Source organism: Acinetobacter sp. ANC 4636, assembly GCF_054454555.1.
The window spans coordinates 224,362-241,769 of the sequence record NZ_JBTKVD010000001.1 but is presented as its reverse complement, the minus strand read 5'-3'; the positions used below and the strand labels follow the sequence as shown (position 1 = coordinate 241,769).

The following is a 17,408-nucleotide window of genomic DNA, read 5'->3' as shown; positions in this document are numbered from 1 at the left end:
ATCGGCTTATTACTCAAATAAATATTAAAGTAAATAATCGTCACTTGGTTTTGGTATCTCATGCAAGCCGCGACGCAAGGTTTCCGACCATTGTGTGCTAATTTGATGAAAATAAGCATCTTCGCTGGTAATGCGTTTACCCTGTGGGATTTTAAGGCTATCCACCTGATAAACCAATAAATCGAGCGGCATACCAACCGAAACATTAGAGCGTAGGGTTGAATCAAAAGAAATTAGACTGCAACGTATGGCCTCATCCAGTGGCATATCATAGGTCAACGCTCGATCTAAAATCGGTTTACCATATTTACTTTCACCAATTTGAAAAAATGGCGTATCTTTGGTGGCACAAATAAAATTGCCTTGGGGGTAAATATTGTAAAGTTGTAGTTCAGTATCCTCAATTTGACCACCCACTAGCAAACTACAATAATAATTACTTTGCTCTAGTGTGTCTTCAGTTACATCCTGAATCACTTTACGCAAGGTACGCCCAACCAACTGTGCAACTTCAAACATCGTATTAACGGTATATAAATTGGGTTCTTGTTTTAAGGCAATCTGGTTGCGTAAATAGCCAATGACTGCCTGAGTAGTTGCAAGATTACCCGCTGTTTGAATTGCAATAAAACGCTCCTGATGCACGCCAAATGTATATAACTTACGGAACACCGAAATCTGATCAACACCAGCATTAGTACGAGTATCGCTAATAAATACCAACCCATCCTTTAAACGTAAAGCACAACAATAGGTCATTAATACTTCCCTTCGTTTTAAACTAGCATGGCAAAACCTGTACGATTGAACGCATCGTTTCTACGCCGCCACGCTCACGCACCCCCCGTATAGGAGCAACATCATAATAATCTCGACCAATTGCAACATAAATATGCGAATGTGGGGTAAAAATTTGATTACTGATATCAAAACAATACCATGTTTGATCTAAATACACCTCAGCCCAAGCATGGCTTGCCAAGTGCAACATATCTGGCGCATATAAATAACCCGAAACATAACGTGCAGGGATACCTAAAGCACGACACATGGCAATAAATACATGGCTATGATCCTGACAAACACCGCCTTGCTGATGCGCGTTAAAAACCTCTGTTGCAGGGGTATGAACTTCTGTGACCTGCGAGCAGTATGGAATGTGCTGCAAAATTGCAGCTGCCAGCAACTGCAACTGCAACTGCTCACGCGTTTTATATGTGACATATTCATGAGCAAATGCCAGCATTTCACGATTGCATTCGGTCATACTGGTTGACTGCAAAAAAATACTCGGATGAATGGCACAATTTTGTACTGCAACCTCACATTTTTGATCAATTTCTACAATTCCCTGCGCCATAATTGTGAACTGCTGGTAATCGTAACGCTGAGTACTGGTCACCCACAGATTACTAAAAGCATCCTTTTGAGTGCTATATTGTCCAGGAATGCTTAAATCCCATGAATGTACCTGTTGATGCCCTCCGCTTTGTGGCATCATTTTAATATATTGAATGCTATTACGTGCTGCCTCTGAATACTGATAATGCGTTTGATGATTCACCATTAATCTCATGTGACAACTCCAAACATTTGCTGCAACTGAGCATTTAATCGGTTAAATGTGCTCAAATCAGGCTGAACTTTAAATTTCTGCCAGACTTGAACATAATCATCCCAACCATAATCACTCAAGGCATTTGCAAGAATATCCAACTTTTCAAGGCTGTCATGACACTCCTGCTGTGTACGCAATTCCTGATCAAGCTTCTCAATATATTTGCCTAAGCTAAAAAACAAGAAGATATCTTGAGATTCAGCTTCCAGAACTGCCTCAACATCGCTGATAACCTGACAAATCGCAACCGCATTACTCTTAGCAGATTTAAACATCGCATTGAGTTCAGCGTAGCTTTGCACTGATAAAATACCTCTCAGTGCCTGCACATTGTCATAGGCAACTTTAAACTGCTGGCTAAATGAATAAGTCTGTTCAGAATCAAATAATAACGCTGTGAGTGATGCAGCATCATAAGCTGGTAAGTACAAAGCAGAAATTAACTGTTTAGCCTGTTCATCATCTTGCAAGGGCAAATGTTGACATAGAAACTGAATCCGTGCCAAATAACGACCTAGCCAAAAAATATTGTATGCATTTGAAGTCAGCAATAACATATGTCTCTCCTTATGCATGCAATGTTTCAATAACCCAAGTATCTTTAATACCACCACCTTGCGAAGAATTTACCACCAGTGAACCCTCTTTCATGGCAACACGGGTTAAGCCTCCTGGCACAATTTCGGTGCGCTGCGGTGAACTCAAGATAAACGGACGCAAGTCAATATGACGCTCAGCAATACCACTGTCCGTTAATGTTGGCGCAACTGATAAATCTAGAGTCGGTTGCGCAATATACAAATGCGGATATGCAATCACTTTTTGTTTAAATTCAGCAATTTGCTTTTCTGTTGCCTGTGGACCAATCAACATGCCATAACCACCAGAGCCTTGTGCTTCTTTCACGACAAGGTCATGCATATTTTCAATCACATACTCCAAATCATGACGATCACGACACTGATAAGTTGGTACATTTTTTAAAATAGGTTGTTCATTGAGATAATATTCAATCATTTTATCGACATACGGATAAATTGATTTGTCATCAGCAACGCCTGTGCCTGGTGCATTGGCAATAATCACATTCTGTTTCAAATACGCTGACATCAATCCCGCAACACCTAAACAACTGTCTGGGCGGAAACTCAAAGGGTCTAAAAAGGCATCATCCAAACGGCGATAAATCACATCAACTCGTTGCTTTCCACGAATGGTTTTGGCATAGACCATATCATTTTCAACAAACAAATCTTGCCCAGTAACCAAAGGCACATCCATTTCACGAGCCAAAAATGCATGCTCATAATAAGCACTATTAAAACGCCCTGGCGTAAGAACCACGACTGTTGGTCGATCAACTAAAGCATTTTCTTCTAAAATAGCCCGTAAAAGTTGTGGGTATTGCTCAATTTCATATAATTTACTTTTCTGGCACAAATCAGGCATCAGTTCTTTACTGATTTTGCGACTTTCCAGCATGTAAGACACGCCTGACGGTGTACGTAAATTATCTTCTAAAACAAAAAATTCGCCCGAACGATCCCGAATAATATCGATCCCACTAATTTGTGAATAGATTTTTCCTTTGAGTTTAAAATTCATCATTTGTGGCTGAAATGCTTCATGACTCAAGATTTGAGCTTCAGGAATAATGCCCGCTTTTAAAATTTCCTGACGATTATAAATATCATCAAGAAAATGATTTAAAGCATTCACACGCTGCAAACAACCTGTAGAAATTTTATCCCATTGTTTTTTTGCAATCACTCTTGGAATCAAATCGTAGGGAATTGTGCGCTCTGTTCCTTCCGCATCGCCATATACGGTAAATGTAATCCCATGATAAAGAAAAAATTCTTTCGCTTCCTGATTTAAAATTTTCAAATCCGCAAGACTACGTTCAAATAACCATTTTTCAATATTCTGACAAGCTTCTGCTGACATGTGACGATCATCAAGCATTTCATTAAAGAACTTCGAATGAAGCTGCTGAAACAAATTTTTATCTTGCTGGCTTCTCGGCTGAACATGCTGTGGTTCTACGTGACTATAGCCTACACCTGTAACAACATTTTCTATCATATTTAAAGGCTCTTTATTATCTTTTAGCATATCAACCTCTCATCTTTATAAGGCTTATATTTAAACTAGCAAAATTAATGCCATATCAACATAACAGTTTTTTAGTTCAATTTTTTGTATCGTTTAAGATTTATTATTGATATCTAACTGACAAAAAGCTAGTGTATAGTAAGTTTTCGTTTCGAGTTGTTTTTTAAATTATTTACAGCTCAAAGCAACCTCATTCATTTAATCATTCAGTACCTTAACTCATCCATGTCTGCACAAGAAAAAGAAACCTCAAATAGCCTGCATCGACAATGGCAAATTTTATCGTGTCTAACCACAGGAAAATGGACAGGTACACGTCAATTACAAGAAATTTTGCAGCGTGAAGGGATTGATATTAGCTTACGAACCATTCAACGTGACCTCAACCAGTTAGCACAACGCTTTCCTATTGAAAGTAATAAAGAAGTGCCTCAAGGCTGGCGTTGGCGTTCAGATGCTCCTATTCAAAGTCTGCCACATATGACCAGTTCACAAGCTGTGACATTTATGATGGTTGAAGAGCACTTAAAGCACCTGCTTCCACCCAGTTTAATCAATGAAATGATGCCATGGTTTGATCTGGCACGGCGAAGCCTATCAACTCAAAATAATGTCCGACAGTGGATTAATCGCGTGCGAATTGTGCCTGCAAGCCAGCCACTCATTCCACCCTTGATTGATCAACAAGCCCAACAGGTTATTTATGAAGGCTTATTGCAGGACAAACAAATTGAATGTGTGTATCAAGGACGCGAACGTGAAGAAAAAACCTATTTGCTCAACCCATTAGGTTTGGTACAAAAAGGTGCGATTATTTATCTGATTTGTACTCGACATGATCGGCAGGATATTCAGACTTTTGCTTTGCACCGTTTTAAGTCAGCCAGCTTATCGAATCACCGTGCCATGCATCCTGTCGATTTCAATATTGATCAATATATCGAATCTGGTGCTTTGGGATTCCGAATTGACCTAAATAAACCCACCGAGCTAGTGCAACTACAGCTCACCATGCATGAAACAGATGCAAAAACATTTTATGAATCACAACTCAGTAAAGATCAAAGCATTCAACATTTAGATCATCAACTGGTCTTGATTCAAGCAACTGTTCCACTAACTTCACAACTCATCTGGTGGTTACGCAGCTTTGGGAAAAAAATTCGACATATTGAACCCGCTGAAGTTTCAGCTTATGTTAATGAGGTAATTTAGGGGTTGTATCTATCTCATCACCCTCATCATCTTGATCTTGTTCTATAAATGCGTAACGTTGCAGCTCTAATTGGTCTAACTGTTTAGCAATTGGCTCTTCTAAAAAATCATCCAGTAGCTGTTTCACAATGGCTTCAACATCATCACCTTCTTGCAAGACACCTGTACCTTCGTCCTCATGTACTTCACCATTTACAGTCATATAACGGCGCTGTAATTTACCTTCATGATATTGCTCAAAAAAATAGCTATTCGCCAAAGAAAATAAAACAAACTGAATAATATCCTCTTTCACGTCTGACACATCATAAGACTGACCTGCATGATAAATAATCAGGCAACCCACAGCGTTACAATAGACATCTATCGTGTTTTCATCACGTTCTAAATCACAGGCTTCAGCAAAGCTAATATCCCCCTGAAACTCTAGCTCAGCTCCAAATAATTCTTCTAAATCATATTGAGAGGTAATGACTTTTTTGACAATGCATCCCGCAATATTCATTCCCATAAAATCACCTTAAAATTTTTATAAATTAATATCGTAAGCATACTTGATTTTTGAAAAGATCACTATTTTTACCCAATGATAATAACTGAATTATCAATAAAATAGACTCATTTCATCATCATATACACCCTCTTTATTTTTCTCACTGAGCAAAATTGAAATATATTTCAATGTAGCCTAAAGGAATAAAATGGGCTGATGACACAAGCCTAATATGCTACACAATATAGGGGGCAGATAACAATTGGAATCTTGCGACATCTAAAAATACCTGTTTGCTGACTCAAAATCAGCATCCAATATTGAGTCTGGCTTTTAAAAATACTCAATACCATAAAAAATAAATAGGTTATTTAAAATAAATCCCAAAAAATAAGCCTATTTCTCATTTCTAAGAATAGGCTCGTCTGATCTGGTATATCTTATTGTTATTTTTCTTTATTTTTATTTAGGAAGGACAATACTCACTCAGCACACAAACTGAAGCACGCTAATTCACCACGGTTGTATCGGATATGTTTGAAGGTCATGGCTTTTTCTCATTGTTAACTCCATGTACTCACTATACGAAGATTTATACAACATGAGAAATAAATAGATTGCATGAGCTTCTAAGAGAAAATGCTTAATTCTTTTTACGCTAAGCTTTTTATTGGACATAAAAAAGCCCAATAGCTTTGGACAACTATTGGGCTTTAGATTTTTGTTCAATTAAGCTGATTTACGCATCGCATTATTTTTACGGATGGTAATCATAATTAACTGAACAGCAGCAGGAGTAACACCTGGAATACGAGTCGCTTGCGCCAAAGTATCTGGGCGAACAGTTTTTAACTTCTGGGTAATTTCACGCGACAAACCAGACACGACATCATAGTCAAAATCGGCTGGAATTTTGGTTTCTTCCAAACGTTTTAGCTGAGCGACATCTTCATGCTGACGGTTTATATAACCCTCATATTTCACTGCAATCTCGATTTGCTCACCAACCTGTTGCGATACTTCAGAACCAGTCAATTCCGCAATTTGCTCAAAGCTGATGTTCGGGCGTTTTAATAGATCAATCGCGCTACATTCTTTGCTTAAATCTGCACCTGTCATTTCAACGAACTTTTTACCCATTGGGTTATTTGGCGCAGCCCACAAATGTTGTAAGCGCGAGGTTTCTTGCTCAACTGCTTCCATTTTTTCACAGTAAGCCGCCCAACGTGTGTCATCCACCAAGCCAAGCTCGCGACCAACGGTAGTTAAACGCTGATCGGCATTGTCTTCACGTAACATCAAGCGATATTCGGCACGAGAGGTAAACATACGGTAAGGCTCTTTAGTCCCCAACGTAATTAAATCATCAACCAATACACCCATATACGCTTGATCACGTTTTGGTGTCCATTCTTCTTGTTCCCATGCACGGCGAGCAGCATTTAAGCCTGCAAGTAAACCTTGAGCACCCGCTTCCTCATAACCTGTTGTACCGTTGATTTGACCTGCGAAATACAGACCATTAATCGCTTTCGTTTCAAGGGTAAATTTCAAGCCTTGTGGATTGAAGTAATCATATTCAATCGCATAGCCTGGACGCAAAATGTGCGCATTTTCCATACCACGAATAGAGCGTACCAAAGCAAACTGCACGTCAAATGGTAGAGAAGTCGAAATCCCGTTTGGATACAACTCATGTGTATCTAAACCTTCAGGCTCTAAAAAGACCTGATGCGAATCTTTATCTGCAAAACGATGAATCTTATCTTCAATCGATGGACAATAACGCGGGCCAACACCTTCAATCACACCGGTATACATTGGTGAACGGTCTAAACCGCCACGAATAATGTCATGGGTTTTTTCATTAGTATGCGTGATATAGCAATTGACTTGCTCTGGGTGCATGGCAGCATCACCCATAAATGACATCACTGGCGATGGGAAATCACCTGGTTGTGGCATCATCACAGAAAAATCAACACTGCGTGCATCAATACGAGGCGGTGTACCTGTTTTTAAACGTCCAACAGGTAATTTTAATTCACGCAAGCGATGTGCCAGTGCAATAGATGGTGGATCGCCTGCACGACCACCACTCGATTTCTCTAATCCAACGTGGATCACACCACCCAAGAATGTACCTGTGGTTAATACAACGGTTTTTGCATCAAAACGAATGCCCATTTGGGTCACAACGCCTTTAACGGTATCACCTTCCACAATCAGGTCGTCAGCAGCTTGTTGAAAAATATCTAAATTGGCTTGATTTTCCAAAGTTTCACGAATCGCAGCTTTATAGCGAACACGGTCAGCTTGCGCACGGGTAGCACGAACAGCAGCCCCTTTACGTGAATTCAGGATACGAAATTGAATACCGCCCTTATCGGCAGCCAGTGCCATTGCACCACCTAGTGCATCAATTTCGCGCACTAAATGCGACTTACCGATCCCACCAATTGCAGGATTACAGCTCATCTGCCCTAAAGTCTCAATATTATGAGTTAATAGTAATGTCTGTCTCCCCATACGTGCAGCAGCAAGTGCTGCCTCTGTACCAGCATGACCACCACCAATAACGATGACATCGTAAACTTTAGGATAATGCATAATATTTGTGTCAGAACTAAAAAAAAGACAGAACATTATAGCAAAAAACAGGAAAAAAATACCAAAAACTTATGCTTTCACCCGCGATCACAATGCTATATAGCAATAGGCATACACAAGGGTTGTAATGCTTGTACATTTATCATAAATGTTCACAAACTTATGCATCTTGTTACGAAATAAACAAAGACAAAAATTGATTATTTTTTATACTAACAATCGGCTTTAAAACAATATCAATTAGGAAGGTCAACATATGAATAAAAATGTCTTCGCAACCGCAGTGTGTTTAGGCTTGTCATTTGGTTATATGTCTCTCGCTCAAGCCAATGACAAAGTTGAAAAAATCTATAACACACAAACCATACAACACGTCTGTAAAGGCAAACATGCAGGTGATGCTGTTTCATTTGCAGCAAGAGGAATTTTATGGAATGGGACTTGCGAGACCCAATTTATTCCAATGCACAGCAAGATGATTCAGGGCAATGAAAATGAGCTGTATGACGCTTGTCAAAGTGATCCACATACCAAAATGGCGACAATCAATGGTCATGAAGTGAAAGGGAAATGTGCACTAGCTTTCACCCCTCCTCGACCAAAACAGTAATCCAATTTTTTAAGGTTATCGATACCACACGGCCTAGAAAAATTTATCACGATTCAGGTTAGGCTTCTTTTTATCATTATTTATATCTTTGTTGAATTTCTCATATATATATAGAGAGAAATTCAACATTGAAGTCATTTCAATGTAACGTAAAAGAAATACAATAAACTGATGAAAGAAGCCTATTATTTAAATAGAACTTTAAAATAGCCACTACAATGTAGTGTAGTAATTTTTTTATGCCAACAAATCATTAGAATATTATTAAGTTAGATTAATATTGAATTATCTTAAAATTAATAAATTTGGCAAGTTTTATGCATATAAAAATAAGAAAATTAATTTTAAAAAGCACAATTCCTATTAAAACAATCAGATTCATTTCCTATTCCCGACTATTTTACTCACATTTAAACCGTAAAATTACGAGCAATTTAGTCAGATTTTATTAGTTTAAAAAATAAACTAATTTATACCATAACAACATTTTAACTTATTGATTTAAATCAATTAAATAAAAACAAATCAATATTTGTTTTTTATTGTTTATTTTTTATTTTTTTTATTCAATAATAATCAATATAGATATTTTAATAGGCTTATTAACATGAGCTTAGAAACGAATAAATTCGATAAACGGCTAGTAAAAGAAATCATCATTATTTTGGTGATTAAATTTGCTCTTCTAATGCTAATCAAAAATATTTGGTTTGATTCGCCGACTTTTCCCAAAAACTTTGACAATCAAGTTGCCGAGCGTATTGCTGGCAGTCCACCCCCAATTAAGGAGACACGTTGATGATTTCTGAAAGCGTGGTCGATCTTTCGCGGTTACAATTTGCAATGACCGCGTTATATCACTTTTTATTTGTTCCATTAACTCTAGGTATGTCTTTTCTTCTTGCCATTATGGAAACAGCTTATGTTGTTTCTGGCAAAGAAATCTATAAAGACATGACCAAGTTTTGGGGCAAACTCTTCGGTATTAACTTTGCGTTAGGCGTCACTACTGGCCTAACCATGGAGTTCCAGTTTGGTACAAACTGGGCATATTATTCGCACTATGTAGGTGACATTTTTGGTGCACCACTGGCGATCGAAGGCTTAATGGCATTCTTCCTTGAATCAACATTTATTGGTTTATTCTTCTTTGGATGGGAACGTCTTTCTCGTGTTCAACACCTGAGTGTAACTTGGTTAGTTGCTCTTGGTTCTAACTTATCTGCGCTTTGGATTCTGATTGCGAATGGCTGGATGCAAAACCCTGTTGGTGCAGCATTCAATTTTGAAACCATGCGTATGGAATTGACTGATTTTGGTGCATTACTGTTTAACCCTGTTGCCCAAGTGAAATTTGTTCATACTGTTTCTTCAGGTTATGTCACAGGTTCTATCTTTGTATTAGCCATTTCAAGCTATTACTTACTAAAAAAACGTGATTTAGCATTTGCTCGTCGTTCTTTCGCAATCGCTGCAATCTTTGGTTTAGCGTCAACATTCTGCGTTATTTTGCTTGGTGATGAATCAGGCTATGAAATTGGTGACGTTCAAAAAACCAAACTCGCTGCTATCGAAGCAGAATGGAACACAGAACCTGCTCCTGCAAGCTTTACTCTGTTTGGTATTCCAAATCAGCAAGAAATGCGTACTGACTATGCCATCAAAATCCCATATGTATTAGGTCTGATTGCAACACGTTCTACGACAGGACAAGTCACAGGGATTAAAGATCTCATGACTCAACATGAAGCTCGTATTCGTAATGGTATGGTCGCATACGGTCAGCTTGAAAAACTTCGTGCTGGTGATCGTACACCTGCGTTACTTAGCGCATTTAAAGACAGCCAAAAAGATTTAGGTTATGGCCTACTTCTTAAAAAATATACACCAAATGTTACTAATGCGACTGATGACCAAATCAAGTCTGCAGTTAAAGACAGTATTCCAAATGTAAAAGCTTTATTCTTTACTTTCCGTGCGATGGTTGTATCAGGTGCATTAATGCTACTGTTATTCCTTCTTTCAGCATGGTCTGTAGCACAACGTAATTTTGAACAAAAACCATGGTTACTTAAATTCGCGCTATATTCATTGCCATTACCTTGGGTTGCTACTCAAACTGGCTGGTATGTTGCAGAAGGTGGTCGTCAACCATGGACTATCGGTGAAGTATTACCAACTCACTTGTCTGCTTCTAGTTTAAGTACAGGAGATCTAGCGGGTTCTATCTTTGCACTGGTTGCTTTCTATACTGTTCTATTGATTATAGAAATGTACCTGATGATCAAATTTGCTCGCCTTGGTCCAAGCTCGTTGCATACTGGCAAATATCATTTTGAAAAATCAGACACACATCACCAATCTGCTGTTGGGGAGGCTCAATCATGATTGAATATGAATTACTCAAAATCATTTGGTGGGTTCTCGTTGGTGTCTTATTAATTGGCTTTGCTCTAACCGACGGTTTTGACATGGGTTCCATGGCAATCATGCCTTTCGTTGGTAAAACTGATAACGAACGACGTGCTGCAATCAACACGATTGCACCGCACTGGGACGGCAACCAAGTTTGGTTTATCACTGCAGGTGGTGCCCTATTTGCTGCATGGCCAATGGTGTATGCCGTTGCCTTCTCTGGGATGTACTGGGCGCTATTGTTGGTTCTATTCGCCCTCTTCCTTCGTCCTGTTGGGTTTGACTATCGCTCTAAGCTAGAAAATACCAAATGGCGTACTTCATGGGACTGGGGTCTATGTATCGGTGGTGCTGTTCCAGCATTAGTGTTTGGTGTTGCATTTGGTAACTTATTCCAAGGCGTACCATTTCACTTCGATGACACACTTCGTTCTGAATACACAGGTAGCTTCTTTGCCTTACTCAACCCATTTGCATTAGTGTGCGGTATTGTCAGCTTGTCAATGCTTTCAGCACATGGCGGTGCATGGTTAATGCTTCGTACCGATGGCGTATTACGTCAACGCTCTGCGAAAGCAACTCAAATCATGGGTATCGTATTCTTGGTATGCTTCTTGGCAGCAGGTGCTTGGTTGTATTTCGGTCACATGCCTGGTTATAGCTTAGCAACTCCACTTAACACCAATGCTGCAATTAACCCTCTAACCAAACATGTTGTAACCAATACAAATCCTGGCTGGATGAATAACTATTCAACTTACCCAATCACTATGGTTGCACCTGTTCTTGCTATTTTGGGTGGCCTATTAACGATTGTTGGTGGTGGTTCAAATAAAGCAGGTCTAAGCTTTACAGGTACAAGTTTAAGCATTGTGGGTGCAATTTTAACTGCAGGCTTTGCCTTGTTCCCATTCTTGCTTCCATCTAGTATTGATCCAACTTCAAGCTTAACCATGTGGGATGCAGTTTCAAGTCATAAAACACTCGGTGTAATGACTGTTGCAGCGTGTATTTTCGTTCCAATCATCCTAATATATACCACATGGTGTTATTACAAAATGTGGGGCGTGATTACCAATAAACACATTGAAACTCACTCACATAGTCTGTACTAATAGGAGAATAGAATATGTGGTATTTTGCGTGGATTCTCGGAATTTTAATGGCATGTTTCGCAAGTGTACTTAGTGCGCTATACACTGAACATCATCAAAATCTAGACGAGGAATAAGACAATGGCTGAAGCAATGACAACACCAAAGAAAAGTGCAGCAGAGATTCTCATGATGATTGTTTCTTTTATGCTGGCATTGCCTTTGGCTGGAATCTTATTGGTCTACCCTTCTTTAATGCTTGATGCAAATGGACACTATAATCACAGTGTGCTGATGCTCGTCATGTTAGGCATTTCAGGTGGATTCATTTATGGTGTGGGTTTTATACCGCGTTGGTGGTTATGGAAATGGTTATTTAGCCCTGTAGTCGCATGGCCACTGATGACTATTGGTTATTACCTCTGGCTTGGTTAAAAATCTACGCCAATAAAAAAAACCAGCAAATGCTGGTTTTTTTATTGGCTAGATTAAAACTTAGTTAAAAACTTTAAAACGTGCTGCGTCATCCATAAAAGTTTTGTCGCCAGCAGGTGCTTCAATTGAACCAAATACCAACTGAGCGCGAAGTTTCCAGTTTGCAGGTACCGCAAAAGTTTCTGCTGTTTCAGCATCAATAATTGGGTTGTAATGCTGTAGTGATGCACCAACACCTTGTTCAGCCAATGCAGTCCATACTGCAAATTGAGCAATACCAGAAGAATGTTCAGACCAAACAGGGAAATTGTCTGCATAAGCAGCAAACTGTTCCTGTAGACCTTTCACCACATCTTGATCTTCATAAAACAAAACCGTACCTTTACCTGCTGCAAAGCTGTTGATTTTGTTATTCGTTGCTTCAAATGCTGCTTCTGGCACAATTTTACGTAGAGTTTCGCGCACAATTTCCCAAAATTTAACATGTGATGCATCAAACAAAATCACTGCACGAGATGTTTGTGAATTAAATGCAGATGGGCTAAGACGAATTGCTTTTTTAATTAATGCTTCAAGTTCGGTATTTGATAAAGCAACTTGGTTACCAATTGCATAAATTGTACGGCGTTTTTCAATTTGATCGATAAAAGACATGCTGTAACTCCTGATTGTCACAATTTTAATAAAATGCAATGACTGTAATTTTAATGTTTTATATCTGCGGAAAAAGCAGGCTTATCTAAACACTGTGTCCTATTTTTAGAATAAAATGAAGAATATCTCAAGATCTTAGGGATTATTGATATTTCGTAGGTTCATGCAACATAAACCACACATTGCACGACACAAGATTTTTTAAGTATTTCAAGGCAATAACAATAAAATTTAGTGATATTAGTGCAGCATTGTTAATGAAGAAATATTCAAAATAACAGAATTCAGAAGAATGATGACTAAACTTCATTATGAAACCAGACAATCGGAATTCCAGTGTCTGGTTTCATACCTTGCTGAAGTCACTTTTCACTGATAACGCAAATCATAAATAAAGCGTCAACAGAGTCTCTCGATATAGATTTTATTTTTCTGTTTCAAAAAGCGCAGCAACAAATGATTTAGCTGAAAATGGGCGTAAATCATCAATTTTTTCGCCAACACCAATAAATCGGATTGGAACATGAGTACGACTTGCAATATTAAATAGCACCCCGCCTTTGGCTGTACCATCAAGTTTTGTAATGGTAATTCCTGTTAACCCAACTGCCTGATCAAATTCTTGCACCTGATTAATCGCATTTTGTCCTGTGCCTGCATCAACAACCAGCATAATTTCATGTGGTGCAGTGGCGTCAATTTTTTGCATGACGCGTTTAACTTTTTTCAGCTCTTCCATCAAGTTGCTTTTATTGTGTAAGCGCCCTGCCGTATCAGCAATCAATACATCAATACCTTTAGCACGCGCACTTTCGAAAGCATCAAAAATAACCGACGCACTATCTGCACCATGACCCTGAGCAACCACAGAAATATTGTTACGCTCACCCCAAATTTGCAATTGTTCAGTTGCAGCTGCACGGAATGTATCACCAGCAGCCAACATGACTTTTTTACCTTCACCTTGTAACCGCTTGGCTAATTTTCCAATGGTGGTGGTTTTTCCTACACCATTTACCCCAACCATCAGAATGACAAACGGGCGCTTATTGGTATCGATATGCAAGGGTTTTACACGCGGTGCTAAAAGTGCAACCAGCTCTTCCTGAAGCGCTTTATATAAAGCATGAGAATAAATAAGGTCACCGCGTGCGGTACGTTCGGTTAAATTTGCAATAATGGTTTTAGTTGCTTCAACACCAATATCCGCAATCAATAATTGCTCTTCAACTTCTTCTAAAAGTTCATCATCAATTTCTTTACCACCAATCAGAATATTCACCATACCATCGGTAAAATTTTTCCGAGTTTTGGTTAAGCCTTCTTTCATACGGCTAAAGAAACCGCCTGCTTTAGGCTTTTCTTGTGCGTCAGTTTCAGTCACTTCAGGTGCTGAACTTTGAGTTAAATTTACAACTTGCTCAGCTTTTTTTTCTACAATTGGAACTTCAACAGCAGGTAAACTTGGCAAAGTGACATCATCATCACCAATCTCTGCATCAATCAAAAATTTGTTTTGCCCATGTGTTTGTTCTTGCATGCTGATCCCTTGAAAAACATTGCATTAAAAAGAATAAGTTTAACATAAGTTATTGCTATTCTACCGCTTGAGCCCGCTTAAAATCTCGGCAGAGTATCATTTGTATTGAGTGCAGGATAACGCATTGTTTTTGTTTTCTCATATTGATAAGCGCGCATCACTTGAAAGTACTGCCATTGAGTCAAATTGGATTTTTGTAGCAACTGAATCGCAAAATGCTGAGTTTTGGGATACTGCGCTGAACGAGCCAAGTTTTCAACTACATCATATTGATGACTCTGAATTGGGCAAATTGAAAGAAAATATACAAAAACAATCACCGACAGTGCGATGCAACTGAGTAAAAGATGCGAAAAATATTGAACAGATATTTTAACTCTGCTTCTAAATAATATTGCGATAGTATCTATAGATTTAAGCATGACCAACCTCTATGAATTATTAGTTTAAGTTGATCATCCTTAGAGTACAATAGACTTCTTTCATTAATCTATTTTCCTTTTCTCTATGGAAAAAATATAAAAGGATATAAATCATGATGAAAGAAGTCTCATCATTTATGTTTAGTTCATATTAAACATTGAATGAACTATGTATTAACCTGTTACATGGCGCACAAAAGCAAAATATAAAATCACTGCAATCATCAACATAATCACAATTAATAAAAATACATTGACGCCCTCTTCAGCATGTGGAGGATGCAATGGATCATCAACCGCCAAACGACGCAATTCATGATTATATATTCTATAAAATTCGAGGCGTTTTTCAGCAGGCAATTGACGAGTAAAATCCGCTATCTTGACACGATGCGCAATTCCTAGCTCACCAATATGCTGATCTTTGTGATAAATGGCCTCACCTAACTGATCGTGATGTAGTAAAGCAAGTGCTTTAATTTTCGCCTGGTCTAAAGGCACGTCAAACTCTAAACCATCTATTATTGTTAGGGTCATTATTTACTCTCCTTGTTATACTTTTATATTTCTATATTAATAAAAAATATTTCTGTTTAATGTTTAATCATGTAACCTTGAAAGAATAGAAATTGCCTTCATATTGAGATTGACTTAATATATGAACTGTAATATTAGTTAAATGTAGATATGTTAATTTAAATTAGACTTCAGTAAATAAGTCGATTGTAATCATAATTAAAATAAGGAGCTATATATGATTAAACAACTCTCTCAACAGGACCTAGAGCATGTGTACGCAAATGCAGTTAACACAATCCAGTCACAAATGAATTTTTGTGATGCTGTGACAGATCTAGAAAATGTCGCACACGCAGGTCATGGCAAAGCTGCATTATTCTTGGCAGAACTTTACACCCAAGGATTCCGCGTAGAACGAGATAGCCTGAAAGCCTTATACTGGCAAAAACTGGCAACTATGAAAGCTTAAAAAAACGTCACTTAGGTGGCGTTTTTTTGTGCCTGTTATTTATGACTTATACATAATTTTTATATACATTTATTCATTTTTTCACTCTTGCAAAATTTCATCATTTATTCCATCTTAAGTTACAACTAAAAAAACCGCGAAGGATAAGCATAATATGACAAACGTAGCCCATGTAATTCAAAAAAAACAGAATTCATCGATTTACACCATTGCTCCAGATGCATCAGTTACTGAAGCAGTCACGCTGATGGCAAACAAAGACATTGGTGCACTGGTTGTCACTGAAGGTAATCAAGTCGTTGGTATTTTGTCAGAGCGTGACTGCGCACGAAAAATTATCATGCGTGATTTATCCGCAGATAGTACACAAGTTTGTGAGCTCATGACCTCAGCCGTCATTAGTGTGCGGTTAAATAATACCGTTGAAGAATGCTTAAAGTTAATGACTGATCGACATTTACGACACTTACCCGTCTTAGAAAATGACTTACTGGTTGGTCTTGTGGCAATTGGCGATTTAGTCAAGGCAACCATTGAAGATCAACATGATTTGATTCAACAGCTACAGCACTATATTTCGAACTAAATCAATTTTAAATGCAATTATTCCTTACATTTTATATGGATTTTATTGTTGATAAAATGATCGATTTATTCCATCTTAGTCATACTAGAACAACGAAAAATCTAGGAAAATCATGACTAATATTAAATATGTGATACAAAATAAAATTGATCCTTCTGTTCATACAATTTCACCAGATGCTTCTATCCATGAAGCAATTTCTTTAATGACAAACAAAGATATAGGGGCTTTGATTGTCACTCAAGAACAGCGTGTCATTGGAATTTTATCAGAGCGGGATTGTGCACGTAAAATGCTCAAACACCAGTTTCTCACCGAAGAAACTCAAGTCCGTGAGTTAATGACTGCTGAGGTGATTACCATTGAGCTAGAACATACTGTGAAAGACAGTCTGAAATTAATGACCGATCATCATTTACGGCATTTACCAGTTCTAGAGCAAGAAAAGCTTGTAGGAATGGTTGCAGTCGGAGATTTGGTGAAAGCCATTATTGAAGATCAACATGACCTGATTCAACAATTGGAGAATTATATTGAAAATTTTGGGGATCTAGCTGATGCGACTATCAAGGATCAGCAAAATTTAATTCAGCAATTGCAATCCTATGATAGA

The 17,408-nt window shown here is 38.1% G+C and carries 19 protein-coding genes and 1 pseudogene; 10 read left to right on the top strand and 10 right to left on the bottom strand.

Translation table 11 applies throughout. The features are described 5' to 3' along the window. Positions 1–24: 24 nt before the first annotated feature. From ACX1N5_RS01195 to ACX1N5_RS01180, 4 genes are read right to left on the bottom strand one after another with little or no spacing between them, the layout of a single operon-like run. Positions 25–759 (bottom strand): proteasome-type protease, encoded by a 735-nt coding sequence (locus ACX1N5_RS01195; protein ID WP_131380806.1) that lies wholly within the window; start codon positions 757–759, stop codon positions 25–27. Positions 760–781: 22 nt separating this feature from the next. Further along, positions 782–1,576, bottom strand: coding sequence for a transglutaminase family protein (locus ACX1N5_RS01190; RefSeq protein WP_458800154.1), 795 nt, complete (start codon positions 1,574–1,576; stop codon positions 782–784). Further along, entirely contained in the window at positions 1,573–2,175 is a 603-nt protein-coding gene (locus ACX1N5_RS01185; protein ID WP_131380810.1) for an alpha-E domain-containing protein, read from the bottom strand. Before ACX1N5_RS01185 ends, ACX1N5_RS01190 begins: the two co-directional genes overlap by 4 nt. A 10-nt stretch (positions 2,176–2,185) precedes the next feature. Next, positions 2,186–3,733, bottom strand: a complete 1,548-nt coding sequence (locus tag ACX1N5_RS01180) for a circularly permuted type 2 ATP-grasp protein (RefSeq protein ID WP_116726336.1) — start codon at positions 3,731–3,733, stop codon at positions 2,186–2,188. A gap of 225 nt (positions 3,734–3,958) precedes the next feature. Here ACX1N5_RS01180 and ACX1N5_RS01175 point away from each other — a divergent pair, with 225 nt between their 5' ends. Further along, on the top strand, positions 3,959–4,948 hold the full coding sequence (locus ACX1N5_RS01175; protein ID WP_004753093.1) for a helix-turn-helix transcriptional regulator: 990 nt from the start codon (positions 3,959–3,961) through the stop codon (positions 4,946–4,948). On the opposite strand, the gene ACX1N5_RS01170 is transcribed toward ACX1N5_RS01175, so the two are convergent. Then, complete coding sequence (locus ACX1N5_RS01170; RefSeq protein WP_131380816.1) at positions 4,932–5,459, bottom strand: hypothetical protein; 528 nt, start codon at positions 5,457–5,459, stop codon at positions 4,932–4,934. The two genes, ACX1N5_RS01175 and ACX1N5_RS01170, sit on opposite strands and share 17 nt — an antisense overlap. A 711-nt stretch (positions 5,460–6,170) precedes the next feature. Then, positions 6,171–8,051, bottom strand: coding sequence for a tRNA uridine-5-carboxymethylaminomethyl(34) synthesis enzyme MnmG (gene mnmG, locus ACX1N5_RS01165; RefSeq protein ID WP_458800150.1), 1,881 nt, complete (start codon positions 8,049–8,051; stop codon positions 6,171–6,173). 256 nt (positions 8,052–8,307) lie between these two features. Here mnmG and ACX1N5_RS01160 point away from each other — a divergent pair, with 256 nt between their 5' ends. The 6 genes from ACX1N5_RS01160 (at position 8,308) to ACX1N5_RS01135 (ending at position 12,605) form a co-directional block, all read left to right on the top strand. Further along, positions 8,308–8,661, top strand: coding sequence for a hypothetical protein (locus ACX1N5_RS01160; RefSeq protein ID WP_131380820.1), 354 nt, complete (start codon positions 8,308–8,310; stop codon positions 8,659–8,661). A 607-nt stretch (positions 8,662–9,268) separates the two neighbouring features. Beyond that, positions 9,269–9,460 carry a cytochrome oxidase putative small subunit CydP gene (gene cydP / locus ACX1N5_RS01155; protein ID WP_004753102.1) on the top strand — a complete coding sequence of 64 codons (192 nt, stop codon included), beginning with the start codon at positions 9,269–9,271 and terminating at the stop codon, positions 9,458–9,460. Further along, positions 9,460–11,049 (top strand): cytochrome ubiquinol oxidase subunit I, encoded by a 1,590-nt coding sequence (locus tag ACX1N5_RS01150; protein WP_458800270.1) that lies wholly within the window; start codon positions 9,460–9,462, stop codon positions 11,047–11,049. The genes cydP and ACX1N5_RS01150 overlap by 1 nt, the downstream gene beginning before the upstream one ends. After that, positions 11,046–12,191, top strand: a complete 1,146-nt coding sequence (cydB, locus tag ACX1N5_RS01145; protein WP_004753105.1) for a cytochrome d ubiquinol oxidase subunit II — start codon at positions 11,046–11,048, stop codon at positions 12,189–12,191. The genes ACX1N5_RS01150 and cydB overlap by 4 nt, the downstream gene beginning before the upstream one ends. A gap of 14 nt (positions 12,192–12,205) precedes the next feature. Further along, the gene (gene cydX / locus ACX1N5_RS01140; protein WP_004753106.1) at positions 12,206–12,307 is read left to right on the top strand and encodes a cytochrome bd-I oxidase subunit CydX; all 102 of its coding nucleotides are present in this window, start codon (positions 12,206–12,208) and stop codon (positions 12,305–12,307) included. 4 nt (positions 12,308–12,311) lie between these two features. Beyond that, on the top strand, positions 12,312–12,605 hold the full coding sequence (locus tag ACX1N5_RS01135) for a cyd operon YbgE family protein (protein WP_458800147.1): 294 nt from the start codon (positions 12,312–12,314) through the stop codon (positions 12,603–12,605). Positions 12,606–12,665: 60 nt separating this feature from the next. Here ACX1N5_RS01135 and ACX1N5_RS01130 read toward each other — a convergent pair whose 3' ends face one another. The 4 genes from ACX1N5_RS01130 to ACX1N5_RS01115 all read right to left on the bottom strand — a co-directional run bounded on the left by ACX1N5_RS01130 (position 12,666) and on the right by ACX1N5_RS01115 (position 15,758). Next, positions 12,666–13,259, bottom strand: coding sequence for a nitroreductase family protein (locus ACX1N5_RS01130; protein ID WP_458800145.1), 594 nt, complete (start codon positions 13,257–13,259; stop codon positions 12,666–12,668). A 424-nt stretch (positions 13,260–13,683) separates the two neighbouring features. After that, positions 13,684–14,799 carry a signal recognition particle-docking protein FtsY gene (gene ftsY / locus ACX1N5_RS01125; RefSeq protein WP_004753113.1) on the bottom strand — a complete coding sequence of 372 codons (1,116 nt, stop codon included), beginning with the start codon at positions 14,797–14,799 and terminating at the stop codon, positions 13,684–13,686. Positions 14,800–14,876: 77 nt separating this feature from the next. Continuing rightward, on the bottom strand, positions 14,877–15,221 hold the full coding sequence (locus ACX1N5_RS01120) for a hypothetical protein (protein WP_131380830.1): 345 nt from the start codon (positions 15,219–15,221) through the stop codon (positions 14,877–14,879). Positions 15,222–15,395: 174 nt separating this feature from the next. Continuing rightward, complete coding sequence (locus tag ACX1N5_RS01115) at positions 15,396–15,758, bottom strand: hypothetical protein (protein WP_004753118.1); 363 nt, start codon at positions 15,756–15,758, stop codon at positions 15,396–15,398. A 217-nt stretch (positions 15,759–15,975) separates the two neighbouring features. Between ACX1N5_RS01115 and ACX1N5_RS01110 the strand changes: the two genes are divergently transcribed. From ACX1N5_RS01110 to ACX1N5_RS01100, 3 genes and pseudogenes are all read left to right on the top strand, one after another. Continuing rightward, entirely contained in the window at positions 15,976–16,209 is a 234-nt protein-coding gene (locus tag ACX1N5_RS01110; protein ID WP_004753120.1) for a hypothetical protein, read from the top strand. Between the two features lie 154 nt (positions 16,210–16,363). Further along, positions 16,364–16,795, top strand: a complete 432-nt coding sequence (locus tag ACX1N5_RS01105; protein ID WP_131380832.1) for a CBS domain-containing protein — start codon at positions 16,364–16,366, stop codon at positions 16,793–16,795. A gap of 112 nt (positions 16,796–16,907) precedes the next feature. Further along, positions 16,908–17,330, top strand: a pseudogene (locus tag ACX1N5_RS01100) (CBS domain-containing protein); the annotation flags it as partial. Between the last annotated feature and the right edge of the window lie 78 nt (positions 17,331–17,408).

Coding starts and splice junctions, on each gene's coding strand:
- cydX (WP_004753106.1), top strand. CDS start 12,206: ATGTGGTATTTTGCGTGGATTCTCGGAATTTTAATGGCATGTTTCGCA.
- mnmG (WP_458800150.1), bottom strand. CDS start 8,051: ATGCATTATCCTAAAGTTTACGATGTCATCGTTATTGGTGGTGGTCAT.
- ACX1N5_RS01110 (WP_004753120.1), top strand. CDS start 15,976: ATGATTAAACAACTCTCTCAACAGGACCTAGAGCATGTGTACGCAAAT.
- ACX1N5_RS01130 (WP_458800145.1), bottom strand. CDS start 13,259: ATGTCTTTTATCGATCAAATTGAAAAACGCCGTACAATTTATGCAATT.
- ACX1N5_RS01170 (WP_131380816.1), bottom strand. CDS start 5,459: ATGGGAATGAATATTGCGGGATGCATTGTCAAAAAAGTCATTACCTCT.
- cydB (WP_004753105.1), top strand. CDS start 11,046: ATGATTGAATATGAATTACTCAAAATCATTTGGTGGGTTCTCGTTGGT.
- ACX1N5_RS01115 (WP_004753118.1), bottom strand. CDS start 15,758: ATGACCCTAACAATAATAGATGGTTTAGAGTTTGACGTGCCTTTAGAC.
- ACX1N5_RS01160 (WP_131380820.1), top strand. CDS start 8,308: ATGAATAAAAATGTCTTCGCAACCGCAGTGTGTTTAGGCTTGTCATTT.
- ACX1N5_RS01190 (WP_458800154.1), bottom strand. CDS start 1,576: ATGAGATTAATGGTGAATCATCAAACGCATTATCAGTATTCAGAGGCA.
- ACX1N5_RS01150 (WP_458800270.1), top strand. CDS start 9,460: ATGATTTCTGAAAGCGTGGTCGATCTTTCGCGGTTACAATTTGCAATG.
- ACX1N5_RS01135 (WP_458800147.1), top strand. CDS start 12,312: ATGGCTGAAGCAATGACAACACCAAAGAAAAGTGCAGCAGAGATTCTC.
- ACX1N5_RS01105 (WP_131380832.1), top strand. CDS start 16,364: ATGACAAACGTAGCCCATGTAATTCAAAAAAAACAGAATTCATCGATT.
- ftsY (WP_004753113.1), bottom strand. CDS start 14,799: ATGCAAGAACAAACACATGGGCAAAACAAATTTTTGATTGATGCAGAG.
- ACX1N5_RS01120 (WP_131380830.1), bottom strand. CDS start 15,221: ATGCTTAAATCTATAGATACTATCGCAATATTATTTAGAAGCAGAGTT.
- ACX1N5_RS01195 (WP_131380806.1), bottom strand. CDS start 759: ATGACCTATTGTTGTGCTTTACGTTTAAAGGATGGGTTGGTATTTATT.
- ACX1N5_RS01185 (WP_131380810.1), bottom strand. CDS start 2,175: ATGTTATTGCTGACTTCAAATGCATACAATATTTTTTGGCTAGGTCGT.
- cydP (WP_004753102.1), top strand. CDS start 9,269: ATGAGCTTAGAAACGAATAAATTCGATAAACGGCTAGTAAAAGAAATC.
- ACX1N5_RS01175 (WP_004753093.1), top strand. CDS start 3,959: ATGTCTGCACAAGAAAAAGAAACCTCAAATAGCCTGCATCGACAATGG.
- ACX1N5_RS01180 (WP_116726336.1), bottom strand. CDS start 3,733: ATGCTAAAAGATAATAAAGAGCCTTTAAATATGATAGAAAATGTTGTT.